Here is a 24759-nt window from a genome sequence, read left to right as displayed (position 1 = left end):
CCTGCCGTGTTTACTTTGATACAGGAAGGTTCCCAGCCTCATTCCCTTGTTTTACGTGCAGCCCCAATTAGCATTGGAATGGAGATTAGAAGACTGATCACAACCGGAACAATGGAACCTTCAAGTCCGAAATCGCCACCTGTGAGAAGTGTGGCACCGTTCACCTCTACAGTAAATAGACCGGCAGATGAGTGTCCGGAAACAGGAATGCCTAGCAACTCCTCAATGGCATTCCACGAAAAATGCAGTCCCATGGCAAACCACAAGTTCCGCCGCCACAGGAAGGCGGCACCGAGCAGAACACCTGCTTGCAGGGCTATGGCGAACCCGCTCCACAATGTTGCCCCTGTATTGCCAAGATGGGCAATTCCGAAGAATAGTGAGGTCACAGCGAGTGCGAGCGGTTTCCCCCCCAATCGATCAATGGCTTGAAACATAAGTCCGCGAAAGATAAGCTCCTCGACAATGGCTGCTGCTAAAGCTGCTCCAATGGAAGACGTTAGAACTGAACCCACACTCGCAGAACTTGCCCACTGAAAGGAGTAACCTCCCAGCGCCACAATAATAAAGACGGACCCTGCGATAAAAATTGTTCCGGTAAGTGCGCCAAGGACAGCTTCAATCCCTGCGCGTTGTCTAGCTATCTCTGGAGTGGAACGCCGGGCCAGGTATGTCAGCGTGAGCTTATAAACTAAGATGGCCAGCAACCCCATTACTAGTGTAAGGGCAAGTGAAATCACCCCATCTACTCGTTCTGTCTGCTGCCGGAATAACGTATCGATAAGAACAATACCGATAGCTCCCACAAGCATCCAGACGATTGGAAAACGCCAAAATGAACTCCGAATGCTTAATTTCCCGCCATTTTGCATACTTTCTTTATTTTCGGACACTTTTTTCTTCATGTCTTACATTGCCTCCTCGGTTGCTTGATGCTATGAGTATAGGCTGAAAAAGTCATAAGACACAGTGCGCTTTTGTCATCATTTAATCTATGGCTATATGCGAAAAAAGCCGGTAACTCTAATGAGTTACCAGCTTCTTGGAGATGATCGGTTTATGAATGATCCAGCATTCCCGAATCTCGGGCTTTACGGGCGGCCTCCCGCCTTCCTTTCACATTCAGCTTCGAATAAATCGTTGAGATATAATTTTTGACCGTGCCTTCACTAAGATACAGCACCTCGGCAATGTCTTGATTACGAAGGCCAGAAGCCAGCTTATGCAGCACGTCTATTTCACGGGCAGTGAGCCCGAATTCATTAGTTCTCGCAGGGGTGGCATTGTTGATGCTTTTGATCATTTTACTTGCCATTTCCTGCGAGATTAGAGTCCCTCCCGCCTGAACCACCCGTATGCCTGCGGCCAGTTCTTTGGGATGAAGGGCTTTGAGCAGATAACCTACTGCTCCACAGCTTAACGCCGCTAATACATATTCAACTTCCTTATAGGAGGTCAGCATGATGATTTTGGCTGCAGGTATTCGTTCTTTAATCAGGGCCGTTGCGGCGACGCCGTCCATGACGGGCATATTGATATCCATCAACACAATATCCGGCATAAACTGCTCGCAGCCTTTCAGTGCCTCTTCGCCATTCTTGGCCAAACCGACAATTTCCAAATCTTCTTCCATGGACAACACGATATGTAAACTTTCGAGAATCAATTCTTGATCATCAGCAATCAGCACCTTAATTTTCTCCATGCGGCATCACTCCTTTCAGCGGGATTTCACATCGAACTTCGGTCATTGCTGGAGTTCCCTCCCCGGATAATAGCTGAAGGCGACCACCCAACCGCTCAACCCGCTGTTTCATCGTGGTCAAGCCGAAGCCGTAATTGAGCTTGTCGATCGGGTTCCCGTTATTTCGTACGGACAATTGCAGATCGCTCTCGGAATATGTAAGCTCCAGATGAAGCTGAGATGCCTTTCCATGCTTTAATGCGTTGGTAAGGGATTCCTGGATGACCCGAAGGACCGCTTGCCGGACTTCAAAACGTATGGAGCGTTCTGTCTCCGGCAGACTCAAAGTCAGGACCGTACCCGTGTGTTCCCGGAAACGGACCACAAGGGATTCAACCTGTCGAATCAGACTTGATTCCTCTTCTTCTCCCATCTCGTGAACGATGTTTCTCATCTCGTCCAGATTATTCTCAGCCAATGTTCTTAAGCGAGTTAATCGATCTTTGGCCTCGGCAGGCTTGCTATCCATAAGGGCAATAGAGGCATCAAGGCTCAGAATGAGTGAGATAAAGGAATGTCCCAGTGTATCATGAAGCTCCTTCGACATGCGGTTGCGCTCTTCAAGCAGAGTCATTTTCTCGATCTCGGCCGAGTAGTGAGTTAACAGTTTATTTTGACGTTCCACTTCGGCCACCAGTGTATTCTTCTGATTATACGCCTTGGCGACGAAGCTTGCCCACATGCCAATGAAGCAGAATAGCAGATTGTCTGTTCCGACACTTAGGGTTTGCTCCCAAGATAATCTGAGGAAAGACTGAAAGGAAAAGGGAATGGAAACAAGTAAGGGAATGATCCAAAGGGTTTGCTTAGTCAATAAGTACCCCATTGTAAGACTCGGCAACAAATAGTCCGCTTTTGAAGTCAGATCAAGATGAATGACAGAATTCACATAATAAGAACCGCCAAGCAATAGCTCCAGTATGCAAAACCAAATTTTGTTCGTCCGGCGGCCAGGAAACCAGAACAGCAAAGGGACGACAAGGGCTATGCTCAGCCAGATCACGTCTAATAACGTTCGGATCGAAAACTCACTTACCGTCAGAGCCTGGGACAACAGCAAAATGTAATGGTATAAACGAAGAGCGAATATACCCCAATCCATAAAAGATAATATTCTATTCATAACATCATCATACAGGAAATCTATAAACTTGGAACCTCGCATTCCAGCCAAATAAAACTCGGCATAGACAATAGCAGCTAACCAAGACATCGCAGATAAAGTGAAGGAATCGAACTATCATTACGTAGAGGATATGAAAGAGCATCAAGATGGATTGGATGTGGTCTTACGTGTTCGTCAGCTGGATGAATTGCTGCAATGGGTGCTTGGTCGGGGAGCGGGCGTAACCGTGTTGGAACCCGAATCATTCCGAAATGAAATTCGTGAGGAAGCCCCAAAAAATCTAAAACGCTACTGACATAAGGTTGTCAGTAGCGTTTTTTTATAATTGGACAGGTAAATGTAAAGGAGATAGATAAGGAAAATGTATGTTTTACAACGGCTGTAGGACACAGCCAAACCCATTATTAGGAAGGATGATCTCTTGTGAATTTCGCTTCTGTACGCATCATTACTGACGACGTGGATCGTCTCGTCGAGTTCTATGAGAAAGTCATGGGGGTTTCGGCGGAGCGCCCCGCGCCTGTATTTGCCGAACTCGTTGTGCCATCGTGCACCCTTGCAATCGGCCACTCCCAGACGGCGCAGCTATTCGGCGCCGGTTCCGTAGTGGGGGCCAATAATCGCACGGTCATTATTGAGTTCCGCGTCGACGATGTCGAAGCCGAATATGTGCGCTTGAAGCCATTTGTCGATCATTGGGTAAAGGAACCGACCATGATGCCGTGGGGGAACCATTCTATGCTGTTCCGCGATCCCGATGGCAACCTACTTAACCTCTTTGAGCCGGTGACCGAGGATGCGATTAAACGGTTTAGAGGTAGACATTGACGGGCAGTAAGGATGGCCATAAAACATGCCGTTACAGACAGCGCGGTGAACCGCACCATAAGGGAAGGCAATAATGGGATGCAAATCGGTAACCGAGAAGTGGAAGGAGATTCAATTTCAAAACGGGGCTCAGCTTGTATTAGACTGCTGGGCCCCGCCCGAAATAGAACGCTTTGGGTAGTATCTTATTTTGAAGGCTGAATGGAGCTGATCAGCTCATTCAATTCGGACTGTAATTGCAGATGGAGTTTCTCTACGATCGAAAAATCGGTGGCCGCAACATAATAGGCCTTAATTTGAGAATCGATGGCTTCGGCTTCCGCCAGTTGGGAGGTGGCCTCTTTCATTATTGCCGAATAGCGTGCTTTGATAGCCGCTATCTCGTCAGCATAGGCTTCATCGGTTCCAGGAGCTATCGTCCGTGTATACATATCTAGGATCTCATCTCCGTCCCGATCCGGAAAATATTCATGCGGAGCGGTACTGTCGAAGATCGCTGTTCGAAGCTCGGGGAATATCAGCATATCCAGACTGTTCGGATCAAAGCCGCAATGAAACACTTGTACGTCGATTCCTTTCTTTTCGGCAGCGGAGGCAAGCTTTTTAAGCAGAGTGGATTTGCCCGATCCCGCCCTTCCTTTGATGAAAATCCGTCTTTCCAGCTGAGCGGTCAAGCTTTGAATAAAATCGAACGCCCCCCTCGGAGTCGCAGCTCCGAAGAATAAGTGACGCGGAGCGGTTGACGTATCGCTTTCATGACCGGCGTATAATTCTTGAATCAATTCCAGCGCAATCTGGTCGGCCTTCGCGAAATCCATATTTCCAATGTAATATTTTTCCCACTCGTCATGAATCCATAGTGCCGTTGCGAATGTTTCATACACATTTGAATAGGCGTTCTCAAGCTTGCCTCTAAGATCTTCTATCGTGACGAAGTCTGCCGGTGAAATCAGGCTGTTATCGAACGCTTCCCCAAAATCGATAAAGACGATGTCACTGGCCCCGCTATCCGAAATCCCCTTACGGACTCGCCCGTCGACAAAACCAACCTTCAGTTCCGTACAAATGATGCCATCCAGTTCGTCGGGACGGAGAGGGGAGTGGAAGCACTGCACATGCAAGCCTTGATCCAGCAGGCGATCCGCCAAGCTTTGCATGACCGTCGATTTCCCCGTACCTTGGGGCCCCGTAAGCACAAAGATCTTGTTCAGCCCGCCAAATGCGGATTCATACAAGAAATGAGCCCCGCGCGCAGTGTTGCCTTGGGCAAAATAGTGAGATGATGTTAGTACCAACCTAAACCCTCCTTAGTGCCTATTCCGATTCGCAAAGTAGACAGAATAAGCATGATTGGGATAAGTGCCTATTCATTTGTATATTCCGCGTTGTAACAAGTGGTGTTCGTCCTCTCCCATGATTTTCGCTATTTGTTGAAGGGATTACTGAAGGTAGAAGATCAAGCCTGCGATAAATGGGGAGATTTCACTTGCCCTGCGCAGGTTTTTCTGTTATTTTTGATAGTAACATAATGTTATTAACAAAATGATACTAAGAATGAGTGAGTGTTTTCGTACTATAAACCAGCGGAGAAAGCAGAGGGGATGAATTGTGAAGAAGGTTGCGCGCGGCTGGAACCTGTTCGAAATCGCGTGGTTGGCGCTGTTTACCTCAATTGCCGCTGAATGGTTAGAATTAGATGGAGCAGGGAGTAAAATAAACCCGTAACCACAGCTCATATAGAATCAAAAAACAAGGAGGCGCCCTCATTGAATTTGTTGGATCGGGATGGACTTACGGAACGGGAATTTTTGGAGAAGTACCGGGCAGAAGATTACGAGCGGCCTTCAGTGGCAGCCGATATGGTGATCTTCACGGTTACGGATGAGGCGGCTGACAGCTATCGGAAATTACCCGAAAAAGAGCTCCGCATTCTGCTCATCCGCCGGGGAGGCCACCCCTTCCTGGGTAAATGGGCGCTGCCTGGCGGCTTTGTCCAGCCGAGCGAGACGACTGAGCAGGCTGCGGCAAGGGAACTGCGCGAGGAAAGCGGCGTGGACGACGTTTATTTGGAGCAGTTGTATACGTTCAGTGATATCGGGCGAGATCCCCGAACCTGGGTGATGAGCTGCAGCTACATGGCTCTGATCAACAGCGATAAGTTGGAGCTTCAGGCGGGCGACGATGCGGCCGACGCCGCTTGGTTCAAGGTCTCCTATCGGCTTCTGCGGGAGCAGAAAGAGCTGATAGAGGACGGATACGTCAAGACGATGGAGTACGAACTCAAGCTAAGCGGTGAAGAGGAGCTTTCGGCGGTCGTGGCGAGGAGGTTGACCGTGAAGACAACATCGACCAGCACGGAATATAAGATCGTATCGAATAACGGTTTGGCCTTCGACCACGCGAAGATTATAACATGCGCGATCGAGCGGCTGCGGGGAAAAGTGAATTATACCGATATTGCGCTGCACTTAATGCCAGAGCTTTTTACCTTGACGGAGCTGCAGCAGGTTTATGAGGTCATTTTGGATAAAGAGCTATTGAAGGCGGCCTTCCGGCGCAAGGTGGCCGATCTCGTGGCGGAGACCGATCATTACACCGAAAATGCGGGACATCGGCCATCCCGCTTGTATCGGAGGAAATTGGAGGACTAACGATGATTTACAATCTCGATGAGCTAAGAAAAGCTCATAACGCAGGGGAAACGTTCAAGTTTGTATTCTTTTGGGGCCATACGCCGCCTAAGGACGGGAGCATCGACAAAAGCTGCTTCAGCCAGTGGTGGAGGTGCCCGTTCACGGTAGAGGGGACGGAATATTCCTGTGCCGAGCAGTTTATGATGGCCGAGAAGGCAAGGCTGTTCGGAGACCACGAAATGTTGGAGTCGATCCTTACAGCTAAGCATCCCAAGGAGATGAAGGCTTATGGGCGTGCGGTCCGAAACTTTGACAAGGATACTTGGGACACGGAATGCTACGGCATCGTCAAAAGAGCCAGCTTGGCCAAGTTTTCGCAGAATCCGGAGCTTGGCGATTATCTCAAGTCGACGAAGAATCGCATCCTCGTCGAAGCCAGCCCGCAGGACCGCATTTGGGGGATCGGCATGGGCCAGTCCAATCCGGATGCGGAGAATCCCGTGAAATGGCGGGGCCAGAACCTGCTGGGGTTCGCGCTGACCGAAGCGCGGGACGAGTTGCTGCAGAGATAGTTTTTGGGCAGGATTGAGGGTGACTATTTGAAAGTCATTTTTGAGAGTGAGATTACGGTACTTTAATGACCTTATCATAAGTGACGGCAAGTTTCTCGATTGACAGTAATAAGAATACGTGATAATTTCACGGTAGGATAATAAAGGCAATGCAACCTTCGGGTTCAACCTCGCTGAGAAGTGGGTTGGACCCTTTTTGCATTCCAAAACCAGGGGAGAAAAACAGATATATAGACCGGTTGGATTGGCTCGAGGACGTACACCCTCTTGCCTATTCGTTTAAGAATTCGGATGTTGGCTATAAAGTCCTGTTCGAGGACGGTAGAGAGGAGATACCCCCGTTTTGCGGAAATCATAGGAAACATGATACAGGGATACGATCATGTTCCCGAATCGGCACTTCGCATTTTAGACTTCATAGAAGAAGTGTATCCAGTCAATCGAAGGTTAAGCGATGAGATACGGCGACTGGCTAATCTAAACTTGCCGAGTTGATACGCAAACGGAATCGACCCACTAGCGCACAATACGTCTACTAGGGGTAATAACAGCGTACTGTCGATATGGGCGAAACATATGGATAACAAAGAAAGAACTCTCCGAGTCTGGAGAGTTCTGTTTTTTTGCGTACGATCGACGTATCCATTTTAGGAATGACATCAAAAAATAGGGGTCAATTAAAGAGATAAAGTATCCAGCGGTATTTCAAATGCGCGTTTAATAACTAACCCGGCAGCTAGCTTGGTTTCATCCGGTTTGTTATGAAGGTAGATTAATTGTACGTTATTAACTGTTACAGGCAACTGGTGCATCACCCTGGCTCTAATCTCGTTGAACATTTCGGGACTGATGGTATGAATGACTCGGCCCGTTATAAGCAGACTGTCTGGATTTAAAAATGTAATGATATTGGTAACGGCGATCGCGATGCCATCGACAATTTTTTCGTATAAACTAAGGAACTTAGGATCTCCTGTTCTTATGCCTTCTGCGAACTCCTCTAGTGTGCATTTGATGGAAACACTAAGTCCGCTGCTGGAAGCCAGCGTCGTTAAGCATCCGGATCTGCCGCAATGGCATGGATAAGCATCTTCTCCATAGAAGCCTTTATAATGCCCGAATTCACCTGCAACAAAGCTTGATCCCGCTATAATTTGTTTATCATGGACGATCGCGCCGCCTGTACCATAATCAAACTTGATGGTGATATTGTTATGGGAATCCTTCAAGCTGCCGTTCATATTCTCGTTGACGGAGAGCAGATTGACATCGTTCTCGATATACACGGGGATGCTATATTGGTCTTCAAGCAGCTGCTTGAGCGGCAGGCGATGAACGCCTATGCCGGGTGTCCGCAGAACGATGCCATGCTGAGAATCTACCAGACCCTGCATACTGATTCCGATCCCTTTAACCTTGGAGGTGTTGGGCACCTGGGTGAGCAGCTCATCGATAACTTCATGCAGCAGCTGCATCAGCACATCGATAGAACCATATTTGTTGCTCGTGCGTTCTGCGGATGCAACAGCTTCTTGACGCAGGTTGAACACTTTTCCGCGAATGTATTTGCCGGCGAGCTCAAGCCCGATGGCATAAAAATGGCCGCTGTTGATATGAAGGCCGACTCTTTTCCTTCCGCTTCCAGCCTCCAAGTCGATAAGTTCCCCTGTCACGATTATTTTTTCCTCCAACAGGCGATTCACGATATTGGTTACCGTTTGTCTGCTTAGTCCAGTCTTTTCCGCAAGCTCTACGCGAGAAATCGGCCCCTCTGAATAAATGAGAAAAAGAACCTTCTGCTGATTAATTGATTTTAATAACATATGGCTGGTTTGTTTAACCGAATCACTCACAATATGCATCCTCTTTCCAACAACGTTTTATATAATATAGATTCAAAACATTTGACAAATTAGGAACATACTTTGCTTCAAGTGTAGCATTAATATGTAGCGAATAAAAGTTGCAAGTTCGTTTAACTCATCTAACATATAGCTTGGATTTCCAGAAAAACGATGATAGATGGCAGTATTATGCAGAAGGATACAATCAACACGAAAGGTGTTAATTCAAAAATACTTAAAAAGCGAAACGGATTGTATTGACATTGTAATAAAAAAGGATATTATATTTGTAAACTGATTTGATTAAATGCAAAAATTATGACGCCTAGAGGAGTAAGTAATGGTATGGATCGGATGGATAATTGCAATCGCAGCGATGACGGCGTTGGCTTACATATGCTGGCTGCATGCAGTTATATTACAACCTGGTAAAGCAGATGCGCTTATCGTGCTTGGCTATGTATCTAAAAACGGCCGAATACACCCTTTGCTTAAGGAAAGACTGGATGAGGCTTACAAACGATTTCAGCAGTATGGGCACAAATACATCATTGTATCGGGGGGAGCCGTTGGTTCCCGTTGCTCGGAGGCAGAGCTGATGAAGAAGTATCTGGTTGAGAAGGGCATTCCGGCAAAAAGAGTATTAAAAGAAGACAAGTCACACAACACCGTTCAGAATTTAATCTTTAGCAAGCAATTGATGGAGCAGTACCGGCTAAAATCTTTTATGATCATAACCAATTTATTTCATGTCCGCCGCACGAAGTATATTATGCATCGTCTTGGCATGAATGGCGGTTTCAGCGCTAATCGAAGCTTTAGAAGCATTGTCGGATATCAACTCAAATTAACATTTTTGGAGATTCGGGCGTTTCGATTAACGCTCCCCATTATCAAGCGGGAAATCAATGATCAAAACAATTGACAAAATGATTGACAACTGCCCAATAAGTGATTAGAATGTAAGCGTTTACAGATTATATTGGAGGTGAGGCTTAATTGGCTATAAGCCAGAAGTTGTTTACAAATTATTTACCCGGACTTGATTGGTAATTAACAAAACATAGTTATGCTTAAATAGTTAATCCAATTTATTTATTAATTAACGGGGGGCGAAATAATGTTTAATGGAAAAATGAAACGATTCATGAGCACGGGTGTTGCGGCGGCATTATCTTTAGCCATGCTGGCTGGTTGCGGTGGAAACAGTGGGAAGAACGAGGCTAGCCCAAGTACAACTCCTGCTGGGTCGGATAAGCCAGGTGTATCTGCAGAATCAGATGTTTATGAGAACGGGTTGCCGAAGAATGAGGAAGTAACGCTAAAGGTAGGCTTTTTTGTAGGAGGATACGGCCGGGAGTGGTTCGATTATGCAGTTGAATCGTTCACAGCCAAGTATCCAAATGTCAAAATAGACATCACGGCTTCGGCCGATATGAAAACGATTCTTTCTACAAAAATCTCTGCAGGCAATGATAATGACATGTTTGATCTATTCAATACAGAACCAGCGGGAGGCATTGTGGGGCTCGCTGAAGCCGGCAAGCTTGAACCAATGGACGACATATGGGAATACCCTCTTCCAGACGTGCCGGACAAAAAGGTCAAGGATCTTATGATGCCCGGCATGTACGAGTCAACGCAGCTGATCAATGGGAAAAGGTATGAATTTACGACGGCGAGCAGCTTTGGCGGGTTGTTTTTTAACAAAAAGCTATTCGAAGAGCATGGCTGGAACCAAAACCCGAACACATGGGATGAATTTAAAACACTTCTAGCAGACATTAAAGCGGACGGCATTGCTCCCATAACGTTCCCAGGTATTCATCCAAGCTACCATAACTGGGCTTTCGGAACAGCCAAAAACTTTGAGCTGGCTGATATCAATGGCCATGTGGATGAATTTATCGAAAATTATAGAACCTATGGTCTGCCGCAATACACAAATCCGGAGACGGTTGAAACCTGGACGCGCATCTACGAGCTTGGCCAACAAGGATATTTTGCAGAAGGACTTCCGGCATTGAATCATACGCAGTCGCAAATGCAGGTTATTCAGGGGCAAGCGGCGATGGTATCGACAGGGACTCATGTCGAGAATGAGATGAAGGAAGCAACACCCGAGGATTTCGATTGGGGCTTCATGGCTGTCCCTTTCAGAGATGACACCAATCAAACGCTTTGGATTCGAAGCGGAACTTCAAACTTCAACTATATCTGGGCAGCAAAGCCGGAGCTTAACAAAAAGTGGGCCAAAGAATTGATCACATGGATGGTTACGCTTGAAAATCAACAGTTCGCTGCTGAAAAAGCAGGCGCTTTGCCAATGCGCAAGGATTTGACCGAAGACCCTGCCAGAACAGCTAATCTTTCCAGCTCCGCCCAATCTGTTCTGAAGTACATTGCGGATAATAATGCTCAAACTTATAAAGCAAGCCGGTCTATCAGTATTTCGGATCCGAATCTTGCTCAAGCAGAAAAATTATTGAATGAGAATATTGTTAAATTTGCTATGGGTATGCAGGATCCGAAACCGATTCTGGAGCAAGCTGAAGAGCTGCTGAAGAAAGCAGTAGAGGCTGAAAAGAAAAAATAAGACGTGATGGAGCGGGGAGGATTCATCTCCGCTCTTCCGTTGTAACTTCTGCGACCCATAGGCTTAGTGACTTATACACGTCTAGTAAGATAGGAGTTGACCTCTTGTGTCTGATTCAACCGTTGTGACGACACCAAAAGCCCCTATGCGCAAGCGTATGGGTCTAGATAAAGCGAATACGCAGAAGTGGATATTTCTGTTCATAGCCATTGTGCCTCCCTTTGGCGGATATTTGCTTTTTACGTTGTTTCCGAACATTTTATCCGTTTATTATGCGCTGCTCAATTGGGACGGGTTCACGGATGCAACGTTTGTCGGGCTGTCCAATTTCGTCACCGCATTCCAAGATCAATACGTGTGGCGCGCGCTTACCCACAACTTGATTTTAATGATAACGGTGCCCTTCTTTGTTATTATCATCTCTTTGATACTTGCCTACTTAATTACAAATAAATCATATAAAGAAAATAAACTTTTGAAGATACTGTTTTTCTTCCCGAATGTTTTATCTACGGTCGTAGTCGCTCTCCTCTGGGCTTTCATTTACGATGGATCGTACGGTTTACTGAACGGGCTTCTAAAGTTCATTGGCATTGATACCGGTAATTTCTATTGGCTGGGCAATGAAAACACGGCGCTTGCATCGATTATCCCGGCATGGGTATGGGGCGGCGTCGGCTTGTACGTCATTATCTTTGCCAATGCGATGCTGGCGATTCCAAAGTCATTGTACGAGGCGGCGATTCTTGAAGGGGCCGGACATATGACGCGCTTGTTTAAAATTACAATGCCGCTGGTTACGCCCATTATTCGGGTCAGCGCTTTGTTCCTGGTCGTTGGCACGATGAAGGGCTTTGAAATCATCCTCATTATGACAAATGGGGGCCCATTCGGGTCGACGGATGTCATCGGCCTCTACATGTTTAACTTGGCTTTTGGCGTAGAGTATCGGAATTACGGCTACGCTTCCGCAGTCGGTATGATCCTGTTCGTCATATTAGTAACGGCAAAGCTGTTAATCGATAAATTTGTGCCGAACAAAGGCTACGAGTATTAGTTTCCATATGAAGTTCGGAGGGATAAAGTTTGAAGGAAAAACGAACGTTTATGGACGTTGTGTGGCGTGTGCTGCTTTATGCTTGGTCGCTGACCATATTATTTCCTTTAGTCTGGGTTATCTATGAATCATTAAAAAGCAATCCTGAGTTTTTTAAAGATATATGGGCGCTGCCTTCAGAACCAAGATGGCAGAATTATTCGAAGGCTTGGAATCAATACGGGTTTGGGCAATCACTCTTAAATACCCTTTATTATGTTGGCGGAAGTCTGGTGCTTGGGCTTTTCTTTACGACAATTAACGCCTATGCCCTTACTCGAATGCAGTTCAAAGGTAGAAAATTGATTTGGGGCTTGATTATGTTGTCCCTGTTCCTGCCCGGGATCAATGCGCTTGTACCCCAGTATGTAGTTATGCGGGAACTGAATTTAACCAATAGCTTGACCGGATTAATTCTCCTGTCCAGTCTGGGGGAAAGCGTGTTCTACCTTATGCTGCTCGGAGGGTTTATGAGCTCTCTGCCCATGGAGCTTGAGGAGAGCGCAACGATGGATGGCGCTACATTATTCCAAAAGTTTTGGCGTGTTATTGTTCCTTTGTCTACACCGGGAATTGTAACCGTAGGCGTATTCAAGTTCCTGGGGTTCTATAACAATTTCTTAGCGCCGTTTATCTATTTGAGCGATCCCAAGAAATATCCCATTGCGGTGCAAATGTATTCTGCGAATAAGCAAATGGAGTTTACTGCGGATTGGGTAACTTTGTTTGCCGGTGTAACCATTGCGATGGTACCATCCATTATTATTTATATTTTATTCCAAAAACTTCTTATGGAAGGCGCGACCATGGGAGCGGTGAAGGGATGAATACGGTGCAGCAAGTGAAGGCGAAATATAAGCTGATTGCGTTGGATCTGGACGGGACTCTTCTGACGGATGAAAAGTGCATTACGGAAGAGACCAAAAAGTGGCTTCAATATGCCGTTGATCAGGGCGTTAAAGTGATGTTCTCCACCGGAAGAGGCCTGCAAACCGCACAGGGCTTCTGGGATGAGCTGGGGCTTGATTCCCCGATGGTGCTGCTCAATGGCGCGGAAATTTGGGAGGGGCCGGGGAAGCTTAAGAAGCGAGTCTTCCTCCCGCGGGATACGGTCCGCCTTATGCACGCCATTGCTGCCGAACGGGCCGAGTGGTACTGGGGCTACAGCGTGGAGAGCTTGACGGGCGACAAGGATTGGACGGCTGAGATGTTCGAGAGGGATTGGATGAAATTCGGAATCGGCAGCCATGATCAACAGAAGCTCGCGGAAATTAAGGAGGAGCTGCTCCGTTGGGGGACGCTCGAAGTTACCCGTTCGGCCCTTACGAATATGGAGATATCAGCTAAAGGAACTACCAAGGAAAGTGGAGTGCGTGAGGTTTGCCAGATGCTGGGCTTCTCGATGTCCGATGTCATTGCGATGGGAGACAGCGATAATGACGCGAAGCTATTGAAGGCGGCAGGTCTCGGTGTGGCGATGGCCAACGGTGAAGAGCATATCAAATCGATAGCGGACGTTATGACGGCTACCAACAACGAAGACGGCGTTGCTCAGGCGATTCAGAAATATGTATTCCAAATGTGAGGGAGTAGAAATAGATGACCGTTCAATCGAAAGAGATAAACTTAGATCAACTGGGCGGAACGATATACCCGAAGGCAACCAATGGCGAACAGCTGAGATGGCATTCTCCGCTTGAAGCGCCCTTTCACATCGCGGGCTTCCCTTGGCTTGCGCAGGATGGGATATACAGACGCCTGCCCTTGGCTTCAGGGACTGTCTTGCCGCCTGCGGTTGATACGCTTGCTTATTGTACGGCAGGTGGGCAAATTCGCTTTCGCACCAATTCTTCAAGGCTGGTTATAAGGGTGCGTCTTGCCGGACCGGCGAATATGTATCATATGCCGCCTACAGGGCAGTGCGGGGTTGACTGCTATCTTGGAGAGCCGGGAGAACAGAGCTTTATCACCACGGCTAGATTCAAACCTACGGAAAGTGAATATGAATCCCAGCTTTATCAGTGGGATACACAAAAAGATGTGGCCGTCACCTTAAACTTGCCGCTCTACCAAGGGGTAGAAGAGATATGGATCGGTGTAGATCAGGATGCCGCCATAAGCGATGCACCTGCCTATGCAAGCAGTAAACCCGTCATTATATATGGAACTTCGATTACGCAAGGGGGATGCGCCTCTCGGCCGGGTATGGCTTATTCTAATATTCTCAGCCGTATGATTCCGGTGGAGTTCGTAAATCTTGGCTTCTCGGGGAATGGAAAGGGCGAGCCGGAGCTAGCGCATATCATGTCGGAAATCGATGAACCGGCGCTATTCATTCTTGATTATGAAGGGAATACGGGCGAGGCCGGGAACATCGCGCGAACGCTGCCTGCGTTTATCCAAATCCTGAGAGAACGGCATCCCGAAGTTCCTATATTAGTAGTCTCAAGGATTAGCACTGCCGAAGATCAGTTCTATATGGAGAGGAGGGAGCTTCATGATCGCCGCAGGCTGATCCAGATCGAGAATGTGGAACAGAGGCGGACAGAAGGAGACCGTAATATCCATTTCGTTGACGGCTTGAAGCTGCTGGGCAATGATTTCGTCAATGATTGTACGGTAGATGGAACACATCCAACGGACCTCGGATTTTTGCGCATGGCACAGTCGCTTGCACCTATCATTAAGCCATTGCTGCAGCTGTAATGAACAAGATAGATGGTATGAACAGCCTTCGGACTGCACTTTTTGGTTAGGGGCTGCTTGTTTATCCACCTGTAACACCATTTAAGCCGAAAAAGGAGAGGATTTTGATTGAAGTCTAATAGAAGAAGTCTGCCTTTTATTGTGATGGCTTGTTTCATTGCGGGGGTTGTTAATCTTTGTTACGGCATTAATGTATCCGCGTCTTCAGATAAAGAAGAAGGTGTTTCTCAAAAACATAGAGCTAAGTACTTAGGAGCTTCACTGTTCAAAGGTCACATGCACAGCCATACATCTCTCAGTGATGGGATATTGTTGCCTAATGATGCCTACCAGTTTGTGAAAGCTAATACAGACTTTGATTTTTTTGCAGTGACTGAACACGACGTAACCTATGACATCAGTACGGGCAGTGATTTTATTACGAATGTTCAAGACTCTTATTCAGAAGAATACAAGCTGCTGCATGAGCAATCCGATGCTCACAATCGCGATAACGAATTTATTACGCTGCCAGGTACGGAAGTGACCTGGTATGATGAATCGGGTCATATCAACCTATTTAATGCCCCATGGTTTGCAAGAACACATGGAGTAGGCGCGGATGGCACTTGGGGCTGGAGCGACATCAAATATGATTTGCCAACCTTTTACGCAAGACTTGCCCAAGATCCTCATGCAATTGCTCAGTTTAATCATCCACGTTTGTCAGGTAATTGGAGTTTCAATGAATTCAAACATTATAACCGAGACGTTGACAGAAACCTTAATATGATCGAATACAAATCCTCAAATGATTTTGCAGTCTATACCAAGGCATTAGATCAAGGCTGGCATGTTTCTCCTGTGTTTGGCGGAGACGAGCACAAAGGAAATTGGGGAATGGTTCAGCCCCATGTGACCGGTATGTGGGGAGATAACCTTACAAGAGAAGGTCTTTACGAGGCGATGCGAAACCACCGCACCTATGTATCATTTGATCGGAACCTAGAAATGGCGGTTTCAGCCAAAGGTCAGATGATGGGGGCGATCCTTCCGGCCAAAACAAAAGAAATTGAACTTAAAGTAAGGATAAATGACCCTGATGCTAATGATATTTTGGATAAAGTCGTGATTTATAAAAACAGCGGTGAAATTCTCAAGGCGTATCGTAATATTGCCAGTCATAAATTTGAAAAGGAAGTAACCTTAGCAACTAAAGATGGGGATTATTTCATCGCTAGAGCTTTTCAGGCTGACGGTGAAGAAGCTATAAGTGCTCCAATTTGGATTGGTGATGAAACGAGGGGCACGGTGCACGCGCCTGAAATTACGGTTCACGGGCAATATCCGGACACCATTAAGCTCGGGGACCAAGTAGAAGTGCTGGGCGCTTCGGCAACAGATAATCGCGGTCAATCCTTATCGGTTGAAGCCATCGTTTTAAACGATAAGGGAGAGGTAGCCGTAGCAAATCAGCATTTCAAGATCGATATGTATGGAGAGTATTTCATTAAGTATGTAGCAACCGACGCTCAAGGAAATACGCGTGTTGAACTTATCCGATTGCTTGTTGATCAACAAAATCTGGATGCTGATAAAGTTTTAAATGAATTCCAACCCATGGTTAATGTAGGTGAAAACGAACATGAAGTAGGAATAAACTTGGTGACCGATAAGGCATTAGAAACAGCGTATGTTCAATATAAACCGGAGTCGGCGGCGACGTGGGACCATGCGGAAGTGGTACAAGCGGGAGTCTCTTATTTTCAAGCGGCCTATGGTGATACGTATGACAAGAGTAACTATCGCGTGCTTGCAGCTCATGAAGCGAATTTAACAGATCTCGACTTAGGGACTACGTATGACTATCGGTATGGAATGTCACCGACTGGACCTTGGAGCAGCAGTTATAGCTTTAGGACCGCGCCAGCTTCAGAGGAAGCCGTTATGTATGTGATGGGGGATCTTGGAGTTCCGGATCGAAATCCGGAAAGCTTACAGCTCTTTAAAAATATGCTGGACGTTCTGCAGGAGAAAAATTCAAACGGACAGACGGTGATTCAAGTCGGAGACTTGGTCGAGAACGGCGGCAATATGTATGCTTGGGATGATGTGTTTAACCATATTTACAACCATGATATGGGGCTGGTTTCCGCTCACATTGTCGGGGACCGTGAACGTGCGACAGAGCGGAAGCTCGTGCCGTTCTCCGGGTTTTTCAACCTGCCGAAGAACGGTGAAGGCAGTTACCGGGAAACGAATTATTCGTTTGATTATGGCGATATGCACATTGCTGTTCTGAATTCTGTGCTGGATTTTGACAAGCAGCTGTCATGGCTGGAGCAAGATTTGCGGGCAACCGACAAGAAGTGGAAAATCGTTATGGGGCATTATCCTTATTATGGCGGTCAATCCGGCGATGAGACCGGTATGGACATGATGAGAGTGAAATTGTCTCAAGCATTTGAACGGCTTGGCGTTAGTTTGTATATTGGCGGTCATGATCATGTGTATAAACGGACAACCATACGAGACGGTGTAAAAGATATATCGGAAGAAGCGATGAATTTAGGCACAACTTTTGTGACCGTTGGTTCATCAGGTCCAACGTTCTATGATAACAAGTCATTTGACTGGGATCATATCGTGTATGATGAGAATAAGCAGACGGGTGTTATTTTAGAATCAAACGATCAATCGCTCACCTTGAAAGCTTACAACAGCGACGGTGTTGAGGTTGATTCATTAACGATTAAACAACCCGCTAATTACTTGGAATTAACGAGCGCAATTGTGGAAAATAACGTCTTGAAGGGCGTTGGGGTCTTGAATTACCCGAGCTCGCTTGAACGTGTCACCGTGATCGGGGAAAAGCGGGATCATACAGGTGAACAGCTGTTGGAAACGGTTATTCAAGAAGCAACGCTGGAACATCTCGGACGAGAACAAATCATCTTATTTGATAACCCTCTTGCATTTGGCGATGAACATACGATCGTCGTAAGATTGGTTAATAATCCAATCGATCAAGAGCCGTTAACGGACCCGTTCATAGCTAAAGAAGGAATGCTGGGCGATGGTTCGGAAGGCAACCCCTATCAAATCAAAAGTGCCAATGGACTTTATAAAATGCATGAATTCCCGGACAAACATTTCATTTTAGATCGGGACATTGATGGGAATGGCGTTTTTATCGAGGCAATTGGCGCGAATGGCACTCCATTTACGGGTACGTTTGATGGGCAAGGGCATACGATTACAGATGTTATGATCTCTTCAGGCGGCGCAGGCCTCTTTGCCATTAATGAAGGGACGATTCGAAATGTAGGAATCATCCATGCAGACATTGATGTTCGCCGGAGCAATGTTGGGATCCTGGTTGATCAGAATGACGGAATTGTGGAGAATGTCTACACTACCGGATCTATTCGAGGCAATTCCACAGTTGGCGGTCTTGTGGGCTACTCAAACGGTATCGTTAGAAACAGTTATTCAACAGCTACAGTAAATGCAAGGGGCAAGCAAGCCGGCGGCCTGATCGGGATTACGAATCGGGGAAGTATAACCGAACAGGTCTATGCCATGGGAGCCGTAATAGCAGAAGAATCCAATGCCGGCGGCATCAGCGGATACGGTTATAACAATACGGTCATTCAAAATAGTATGGCATTAAATCCATCGATTGTTACAGGTACGGCATCGAATCGAATTGTCGGCAGAGTGTTAGCTGGGGAGACGGCAACTTTAGTCAATAATTACGCCGATGAAAATATGTTTGTTAGCAGTGAGAGCGTCACGGTTCCCGATCCAAACAATGAAAAAGGACAGGGGGGCGGTGCAGAAGCATTCACGAAGCCAGCTTTTTTCATGGAGACCCTCGGTTGGGATTTTGATTCGGTCTGGATCTGGAATGAAGATGCCAAGCGTCCATTACTGCAAAGGAATTTGGAACAAATTAACGAAGATCATATTCCAAAGCCGAAGCTGGATCGGAATGAAGACGGGTACTACATCATCCGTTCGATTCAAGAATTAAAGACGATTTCCGAATTTCCAAATGAAAATTATATATTGGAAAACGATCTTGATTTTGAAGGGCAGCTATTTGAACCCTTATTCAAGGGGACGCCTTTCCTTGGCATTTTTGATGGAAATCATAAATCCTTAGACAATTTCAAATCACAAAATGGCGGCTTATTTCATCTCAATGGCGGAACGATTAAAAACATTGCCATGATTAATGCAAGCGTCACTGGCGGGAGTAATATAGGCATACTCGTTAACACGAACAACGGGACGGTAGAGAATAGTTATGTCACGGGCTCCATCCAAGGCTCCAGCACCGTGGGCGGCCTAGCGGGCTATTCCAATGGCATCGTGCGAAACAGCTATTCTACGGCAGATGTAACGGCTCAGTTGAACCAGGCTGGCGGCTTGATCGGAATTACAAACGCAGGCAGTTTAACGGAGAACGTGTATGCATCTGGAGCCGTTCAGGCGCTTAGAAGCAACGCAGGCGGAGTGACTGGCTACGGCTATAATGATACGGTTGTTAAAAACGTTATTGCTCTCAATCCTTCAGTCGTGACGCCGACGATGGCGAACCGTGTGGTGGGACGGGTTCTTGCCGGGCATACCGCAACGCTTGAGAATAATTATGCGTTTGATGGCATGATGGTGGATGTAGAAGGCGAAAGTATTGCCGCCGCTGACAACAGAAAAGGTTTAGGGTTATCCCAGCAACAGGTTGAAAATTCCAATACGTATATCCATATATTGAAATGGGATTTTGAGTCGGTTTGGATGTGGAATGATGCTTTAAAACGCCCGGTATTGAGCGGTGATCCGGAAGAGGCAAGCGAGCCTGTCGTGCCTTTGGAAAGAAATGAAACGGGTTATTACAAAATCAAGTCCATTGCTGATTTGAACGTTATGGAAAAATTCCCGGCGGAAAAGTATATGTTGGACCATGATCTGGATTACTCTGGACAACCGGCTGAGTCGCTTTTTAAAGTGGTTTCGTTCACCGGTGTTTTGGATGGCGACGGGAAGAAAATAGTTAATTTTCATTCTTCGAGCGGCGGCTTATTCCATCTCAATGGCGGAGTGATTAAAAATATAGCCATGACCGATGCCAGCGTCACTGGCGGAAGCAGAATAGGCATACTCGTCAATACGAACAATGGCGAGGTAGAGAATAGTTTCTCAACAGGCTCCATTACGGGCTCCAGCACAGTCGGCGGTCTAGTAGGTTATTCTAATGGTATCGTAAGAAACAGCTATTCAACCGCGGATGTAACCGCTCAGGTAAGTCAGGCCGGCGGCCTAATCGGAATTACGAACTCGGGCAGCCTAACAGAAAACGTGTATGCGTCTGGAACCGTTCGGGCGATGACGAGCAATGCGGGCGGAGTGACTGGATACGGATACAATGATACAGTCGTCAGAAATGCCATTGCCCTGAGCCCTTCGGTTACGGCGCCAACGATGGCGAACCGGGTGATGGGACGAGTTCTTGCGGGGCACACCGCTACGCTCGAAAATAATTATGCATTTGACGGCATGAATGTGGATAAAGAAGGTGTCGCTGAAGGAGCATTGACAAACCTTAAAGGATTAGGCCTATCTGAAATTGAAATAGAGACTCCATCCACCTATACAGGCAGGCTAGGGTGGGACTTTAACGCGATTTGGAGATGGGACGATATTGCTAAACGACCTGTTTTACAATCGGTATCAGAAGGTAATGAAGAAGAGCCGGTTAGCCTGATTGAGCTTGAGCTCGAAGGAATGTCTACACTGGTCGTTGGCGAGAGTGATCAAACGGTGACTACCGCAGTGTACAGCGATGGAAGCCGTGAAAAGGTGGAGGCAAACGTCATCTATACAAGCAGTGATCCAACTATAGCGGAGATCAGCGCTAGCGGTGTAGTAACGGCGAAGTCGGAAGGAACCGTACTCATCACGGCAGAGTATGATGGCTTGACTTCATCCTATGAGCTAACCTTGACTCAGAAGCAAAGCGATATGGAGGGGGTCAACCAAGGCATGGATGAGGAAGTCACGTATCAGTTCACTTCTTCAGCCTTAGTCGGAATGGGGGAGTGGTGGCTCGGGGCCACCTTCCTGCCTTTATGGCGGTGAAGCCATGAGACTCCTTAAGCGGAACGACATTTATTATGCCGGGAAAGGTAAATAAAAGACCTGATTAAAGGAATCCCAGGTATTGGGCAGTTAAATGAAATGAGTCCGGTAATTATACTGGGCTCATTTCTTTATATGTCCGCAAGTGATTTATATTGGTCGATAAACCTTGCCGGTCCGGTTCCAACTTCGTATTTCTTAGCTGATAGGCCTCGTTAAGCTGAACAATATCATAAGTGACGGCGAAAAAATTCCGTATTTATGGTGTTGAATGAGAACCATGCCATAAGTAAAGAAAAGTTTTTCGGTCGCTTATAATATGAAGCGCAGGATCAAATCAGCAGATGACATTTACTCAGAAATTTTATGAATAGTGGGCCTTTTTATACCACAGAAAAGGGTCAATCTACTGGCATTACAGCTTCATTTTGTTAGTATCCATCAAGTCGCTGGCGTGTAAAGTTTTTGTATAGAAGTGAATAGTACAATTCGAAAGGGTAGAGAACCCTACTATATTAGACATAATTTGATAAAATACAACAAACATAAGACCTGAGTACCTTGTATTTTTATGAAAAAAGAATCAAAATTTAAGTAGTTTTGTTACCAAGTATTACATATAAAGCTCGTACGATAAGAGCAAACCTGTTGAAAAGCGGGGACGCAAAGCTATAGGGGCTAATGGTGCTATTGACCTATGCCAGCCAGTTGCCGAATACGATGGAAACCTCCGTCTATTGGCATTTGCTTTTTGGATGGAGGTTTTTAGTTATTCTATTGAAGGAGTCGAGTGCTGTGAAATAGCCGTAAGTCTAACGGTTTTTTTGAGTCGAATACTACAGCTCGTATGACCCTGACATAGCAGTTGAAAAAGTAGTGAAAAAGAGGTGAAAATGGGCCGTCACTACGGTGAAAATGGAAAACTTCACACAAGAAAGGAATGGGTCTAAATGCTAAGCAACAACATTAATTTGCGGAAAATTGGAGTTATGTTTCTGATTTTTACCCTTGTCTTCACGGGCCTTGGGGTAAGCTCAGGAATGCCAGTCAGCTATGCTGCTTCTTCGGAAGTTTTTGTATCCAGCGGTGGCGATGATACCAATGGTGATGGGACTGTAGGTAAACCTTATGCTACATTGAGTAAGGCTTATAGTCAGATTAGCGACGGGGGAACAGGAACGATCTATCTTCTGGACAATATCACACAAACAACTAAAAACGGAGAGGCACTAAAGCTTAATTTAGACAAGCGTGTTACGATAACTACAGCCCCTGGAGTAAATACTGTTACGATTAAGCGTGGCGAGCCAAGCGGTACTAATGCTCTTGATACGCATTTTGATTTAACTAAAGGCGAGCTAACATTAAAAAATATTATCATTGATAGTAACTTCAATAATCAGAAGATCAATGGAAGAATAGTTAATGTCTTTGGAGGTTCACAACTGATTATTGAAGAAGGGGCAGTTTTACGTGGAAGTAATTCAGGATTTAGTGGAAGCGTAATTCATGTCGACAACACAGGTTCGGTTGTAGTAATGAAAGGCGGAGAAATTCGAGGGAATAATTCCACAGGTGCGGCGGTCTTGGTTGATAATGGGTCACAATTTATTATGACCGGGGGCCTAATCACGGACAATATTGGTGGAGGAGTTTCATTCCGCAGCACTCCTGGTGGTATGCTCTTACTGTCGGGTGATGCACGTATCACGGGGAATACCAATAGTTCGGGCAAAGCGTTAAACGTTAATATGGCAAACTATAAAAATCTTATTCTAGACGGTGTGTTTACTGGTGAAGCAGGTATTACCACGCAGAGTATACTACCAGGAACGCAGTTTGGACAAGCAACAGATGCCGGTCTGGGCAGTGTCGAAAATTTGATTGCCGACTCTGGCTCAATTCTTGCAAGTTATGATGCTAATAAGAATTTGGTATGGCGAGCATTCAAGAATGACTTGAGCAAACCGAGTGCCGACGGCGAGGTAATGGGGAAAAAGCCGACGCTGACCGGGGTAACAGAACCTTTGGCGAAGGTAACGATCAAGATCGTTAGTGAAGCAGACCAGTCTATCGTTGTTTCTAAAGAGGTAACCGCTGACGGGAACGGGGACTGGGTGCTCCCAGTTGATATGGTCCTGAGCACAGGTGCGTATACAATCAGTGTTACAGCTAATAAAAATAAAACACAGTCGGGGACTGTGACTAGACAATTTGAAGTTTCATCCGATGTTTATGTATCTAGCGGCGGCAGTGACACCACAGGTGATGGAACTCGGAACAATCCTTACGCTACATTGTACAAAGGCTATCAGGAGGTAGTCGATGGTGGAACGATATATGTCATGGACAATATCGCTTTGTCGGTTACGGCCGATAAAAAATACCTTCATCTTGACCAAAACAAGAGTGTTACGATTTCTACAGACCCCAATGCAGTAGATACCGCTGTGATTCAGCGCGGCTCGGGAAAGGATGCGGCAAGCGGTGAGTCAGGAGATATAGATACACCTATTCGTCTTGAGAAGGGCCAGCTTACATTAGAAAATATTATTATTGATGCCAAGCTTGGGGAAGATTTCTACAGAGGAAGAATAATAAATGTCTATAATGATTCAAAACTGATCATTGAAGAAGGCGCTATTTTGCGTAACAGTTCTTCCTCATTTGGAGGAACCGCAATCTATCTCAAAGGTACTGCCCCTCAAAAAGCGGTTATAGAAATGAGGGGTGGAGAAATCACAGGTAATAAGCATTCGACTTCAGAACACAGTGCGGTCTTAATTGTTGATAATGCAGATTTCATTATGTCCGGAGGAAAAATCACTGATAATAGTGGCGGAGGGGTTGAACTCAGCACGAATACTAACACTCGGTTGGTTCTCTCCGGTACAGCACAGATCACAGGGAATAGTGGATTGAACAAACCCGAGCGAAACGTTATTTTGCAAGGGAATACGCTTCTTACTTTAAACGATGATTTTACGGGAGAAGCAGGTATTACCGCACATAATCGTATGGCTGTAGGAGCGAATTTTGGTGTAGCAGCCAGAGCCGGTTTACAAGGACTAGGTAATTTGTTTGCCGATAACGGTCATCTTCTCGCAAGTTATGCTGAAGGTAATAATAATTTGGTGTGGCGATCATTCAAGAATGAATTGACGCAACCGAGTACCAATGGTGAGACTACGGGGACCAAGCCGACGTTGAAAGGTGTAACAGAACCTTTTGCAAAAGTAACGATTAAGATCGTTAGTGCAGCAGACCCGACATTTGTCATCACTGAGGAGAGGACCGCTGACGCGAACGGAAACTGGGAGTTCCCAGTTGACAAGGCCCTGAGTACAGGTGCATATACGGTCAATGTTACAGCTAGTATAAATAACAATCAGTCGGAAACTGTGACTAGACAATTTGAAGTAGTAGACAAAACGGCACTGCAAGGGAAGTACGATGAAATTACAGCCGAGAACTTAGTCGAAACCGAGTAT

The 24759-nt window shown here is 46.2% G+C and carries 17 protein-coding genes and 1 riboswitch; of the genes, 12 read left to right on the top strand and 5 right to left on the bottom strand.

Going from position 1 to position 24759, the window contains the following annotated elements; genetic code table 11:
* Positions 1 to 38: 38 nt before the first annotated feature.
* The 3 genes from DP091_RS11705 to DP091_RS11695 all read right to left on the bottom strand — a co-directional run bounded on the left by DP091_RS11705 (position 39) and on the right by DP091_RS11695 (position 2867).
* On the bottom strand, positions 39 to 905 hold the full coding sequence (locus DP091_RS11705) for a CPBP family intramembrane glutamic endopeptidase (RefSeq protein ID WP_113058497.1): 867 nt from the start codon (positions 903 to 905) through the stop codon (positions 39 to 41).
* Between the two features lie 152 nt (positions 906 to 1057).
* Complete coding sequence (locus tag DP091_RS11700; RefSeq protein ID WP_113058496.1) at positions 1058 to 1705, bottom strand: response regulator transcription factor; 648 nt, start codon at positions 1703 to 1705, stop codon at positions 1058 to 1060.
* Positions 1692 to 2867: a sensor histidine kinase gene (locus tag DP091_RS11695; protein ID WP_181469785.1), complete on the bottom strand. Its 1176-nt coding sequence runs from the start codon at positions 2865 to 2867 to the stop codon at positions 1692 to 1694. The genes DP091_RS11700 and DP091_RS11695 overlap by 14 nt, the downstream gene beginning before the upstream one ends.
* A 70-nt stretch (positions 2868 to 2937) precedes the next feature.
* On the opposite strand from DP091_RS11695, the gene DP091_RS11690 reads away from it, so the two are divergent.
* Together DP091_RS11690 and DP091_RS11685 are read left to right on the top strand one after the other, a co-directional pair.
* Entirely contained in the window at positions 2938 to 3165 is a 228-nt protein-coding gene (locus DP091_RS11690; protein ID WP_306438116.1) for a WYL domain-containing protein, read from the top strand.
* Positions 3166 to 3293: 128 nt separating this feature from the next.
* Positions 3294 to 3698 (top strand): VOC family protein, encoded by a 405-nt coding sequence (locus tag DP091_RS11685; RefSeq protein WP_113058493.1) that lies wholly within the window; start codon positions 3294 to 3296, stop codon positions 3696 to 3698.
* A gap of 185 nt (positions 3699 to 3883) precedes the next feature.
* Here DP091_RS11685 and DP091_RS11680 read toward each other — a convergent pair whose 3' ends face one another.
* Positions 3884 to 4993: a PRK06851 family protein gene (locus tag DP091_RS11680; protein WP_113058492.1), complete on the bottom strand. Its 1110-nt coding sequence runs from the start codon at positions 4991 to 4993 to the stop codon at positions 3884 to 3886.
* A 471-nt stretch (positions 4994 to 5464) separates the two neighbouring features.
* On the opposite strand from DP091_RS11680, the gene DP091_RS11670 reads away from it, so the two are divergent.
* Both DP091_RS11670 and DP091_RS11665 read left to right on the top strand, forming a co-directional pair.
* A complete protein-coding gene (locus DP091_RS11670; protein ID WP_113058491.1) occupies positions 5465 to 6349 on the top strand; it encodes an NUDIX hydrolase in 885 nt (294 codons plus the stop codon).
* 2 nt (positions 6350 to 6351) lie between these two features.
* Positions 6352 to 6903 carry a riboflavin biosynthesis intermediates N-glycosidase gene (locus tag DP091_RS11665; protein WP_113058490.1) on the top strand — a complete coding sequence of 184 codons (552 nt, stop codon included), beginning with the start codon at positions 6352 to 6354 and terminating at the stop codon, positions 6901 to 6903.
* A gap of 677 nt (positions 6904 to 7580) precedes the next feature.
* Here DP091_RS11665 and DP091_RS11655 read toward each other — a convergent pair.
* Positions 7581 to 8765, bottom strand: a complete 1185-nt coding sequence (locus DP091_RS11655; protein WP_258394490.1) for an ROK family transcriptional regulator — start codon at positions 8763 to 8765, stop codon at positions 7581 to 7583.
* Positions 8766 to 9087: 322 nt separating this feature from the next.
* Here DP091_RS11655 and DP091_RS11650 point away from each other — a divergent pair, with 322 nt between their 5' ends.
* From DP091_RS11650 to DP091_RS11615, 8 genes are all read left to right on the top strand, one after another.
* Positions 9088 to 9672: a YdcF family protein gene (locus DP091_RS11650; RefSeq protein ID WP_113058488.1), complete on the top strand. Its 585-nt coding sequence runs from the start codon at positions 9088 to 9090 to the stop codon at positions 9670 to 9672.
* Positions 9673 to 9867: 195 nt separating this feature from the next.
* A complete protein-coding gene (locus tag DP091_RS11645; RefSeq protein WP_113058487.1) occupies positions 9868 to 11343 on the top strand; it encodes an ABC transporter substrate-binding protein in 1476 nt (491 codons plus the stop codon).
* Positions 11344 to 11449: 106 nt separating this feature from the next.
* Positions 11450 to 12400, top strand: coding sequence for a carbohydrate ABC transporter permease (locus tag DP091_RS11640; protein ID WP_113058486.1), 951 nt, complete (start codon positions 11450 to 11452; stop codon positions 12398 to 12400).
* 29 nt (positions 12401 to 12429) lie between these two features.
* On the top strand, positions 12430 to 13266 hold the full coding sequence (locus DP091_RS11635; protein WP_071219381.1) for a carbohydrate ABC transporter permease: 837 nt from the start codon (positions 12430 to 12432) through the stop codon (positions 13264 to 13266).
* Positions 13263 to 14024, top strand: a complete 762-nt coding sequence (locus DP091_RS11630; protein ID WP_113058485.1) for a Cof-type HAD-IIB family hydrolase — start codon at positions 13263 to 13265, stop codon at positions 14022 to 14024. Before DP091_RS11635 ends, DP091_RS11630 begins: the two co-directional genes overlap by 4 nt.
* Positions 14025 to 14038: 14 nt before the next feature.
* A complete protein-coding gene (locus tag DP091_RS11625) occupies positions 14039 to 15145 on the top strand; it encodes an SGNH/GDSL hydrolase family protein (RefSeq protein WP_113058484.1) in 1107 nt (368 codons plus the stop codon).
* Positions 15146 to 15253: 108 nt separating this feature from the next.
* Positions 15254 to 21268, top strand: coding sequence for a CehA/McbA family metallohydrolase (locus DP091_RS11620; protein WP_113058483.1), 6015 nt, complete (start codon positions 15254 to 15256; stop codon positions 21266 to 21268).
* A gap of 628 nt (positions 21269 to 21896) precedes the next feature.
* Positions 21897 to 21984: riboswitch (cyclic di-GMP riboswitch) on the top strand.
* Positions 21985 to 22218: 234 nt separating this feature from the next.
* Positions 22219 to 24759, top strand: a 2541-nt coding sequence (locus DP091_RS11615) for an Ig-like domain-containing protein (protein ID WP_146746998.1), incomplete at its 3' end; no start/stop codon positions are given.

Origin of the sequence: Paenibacillus sp. MDMC362, from assembly GCF_003269305.1 — a bacterium.
Taxonomy (GTDB): Bacteria; Bacillota; Bacilli; order Paenibacillales; family Paenibacillaceae; genus Paenibacillus_AQ.
This window is presented reverse-complemented; position numbering and strand designations above follow the sequence as displayed.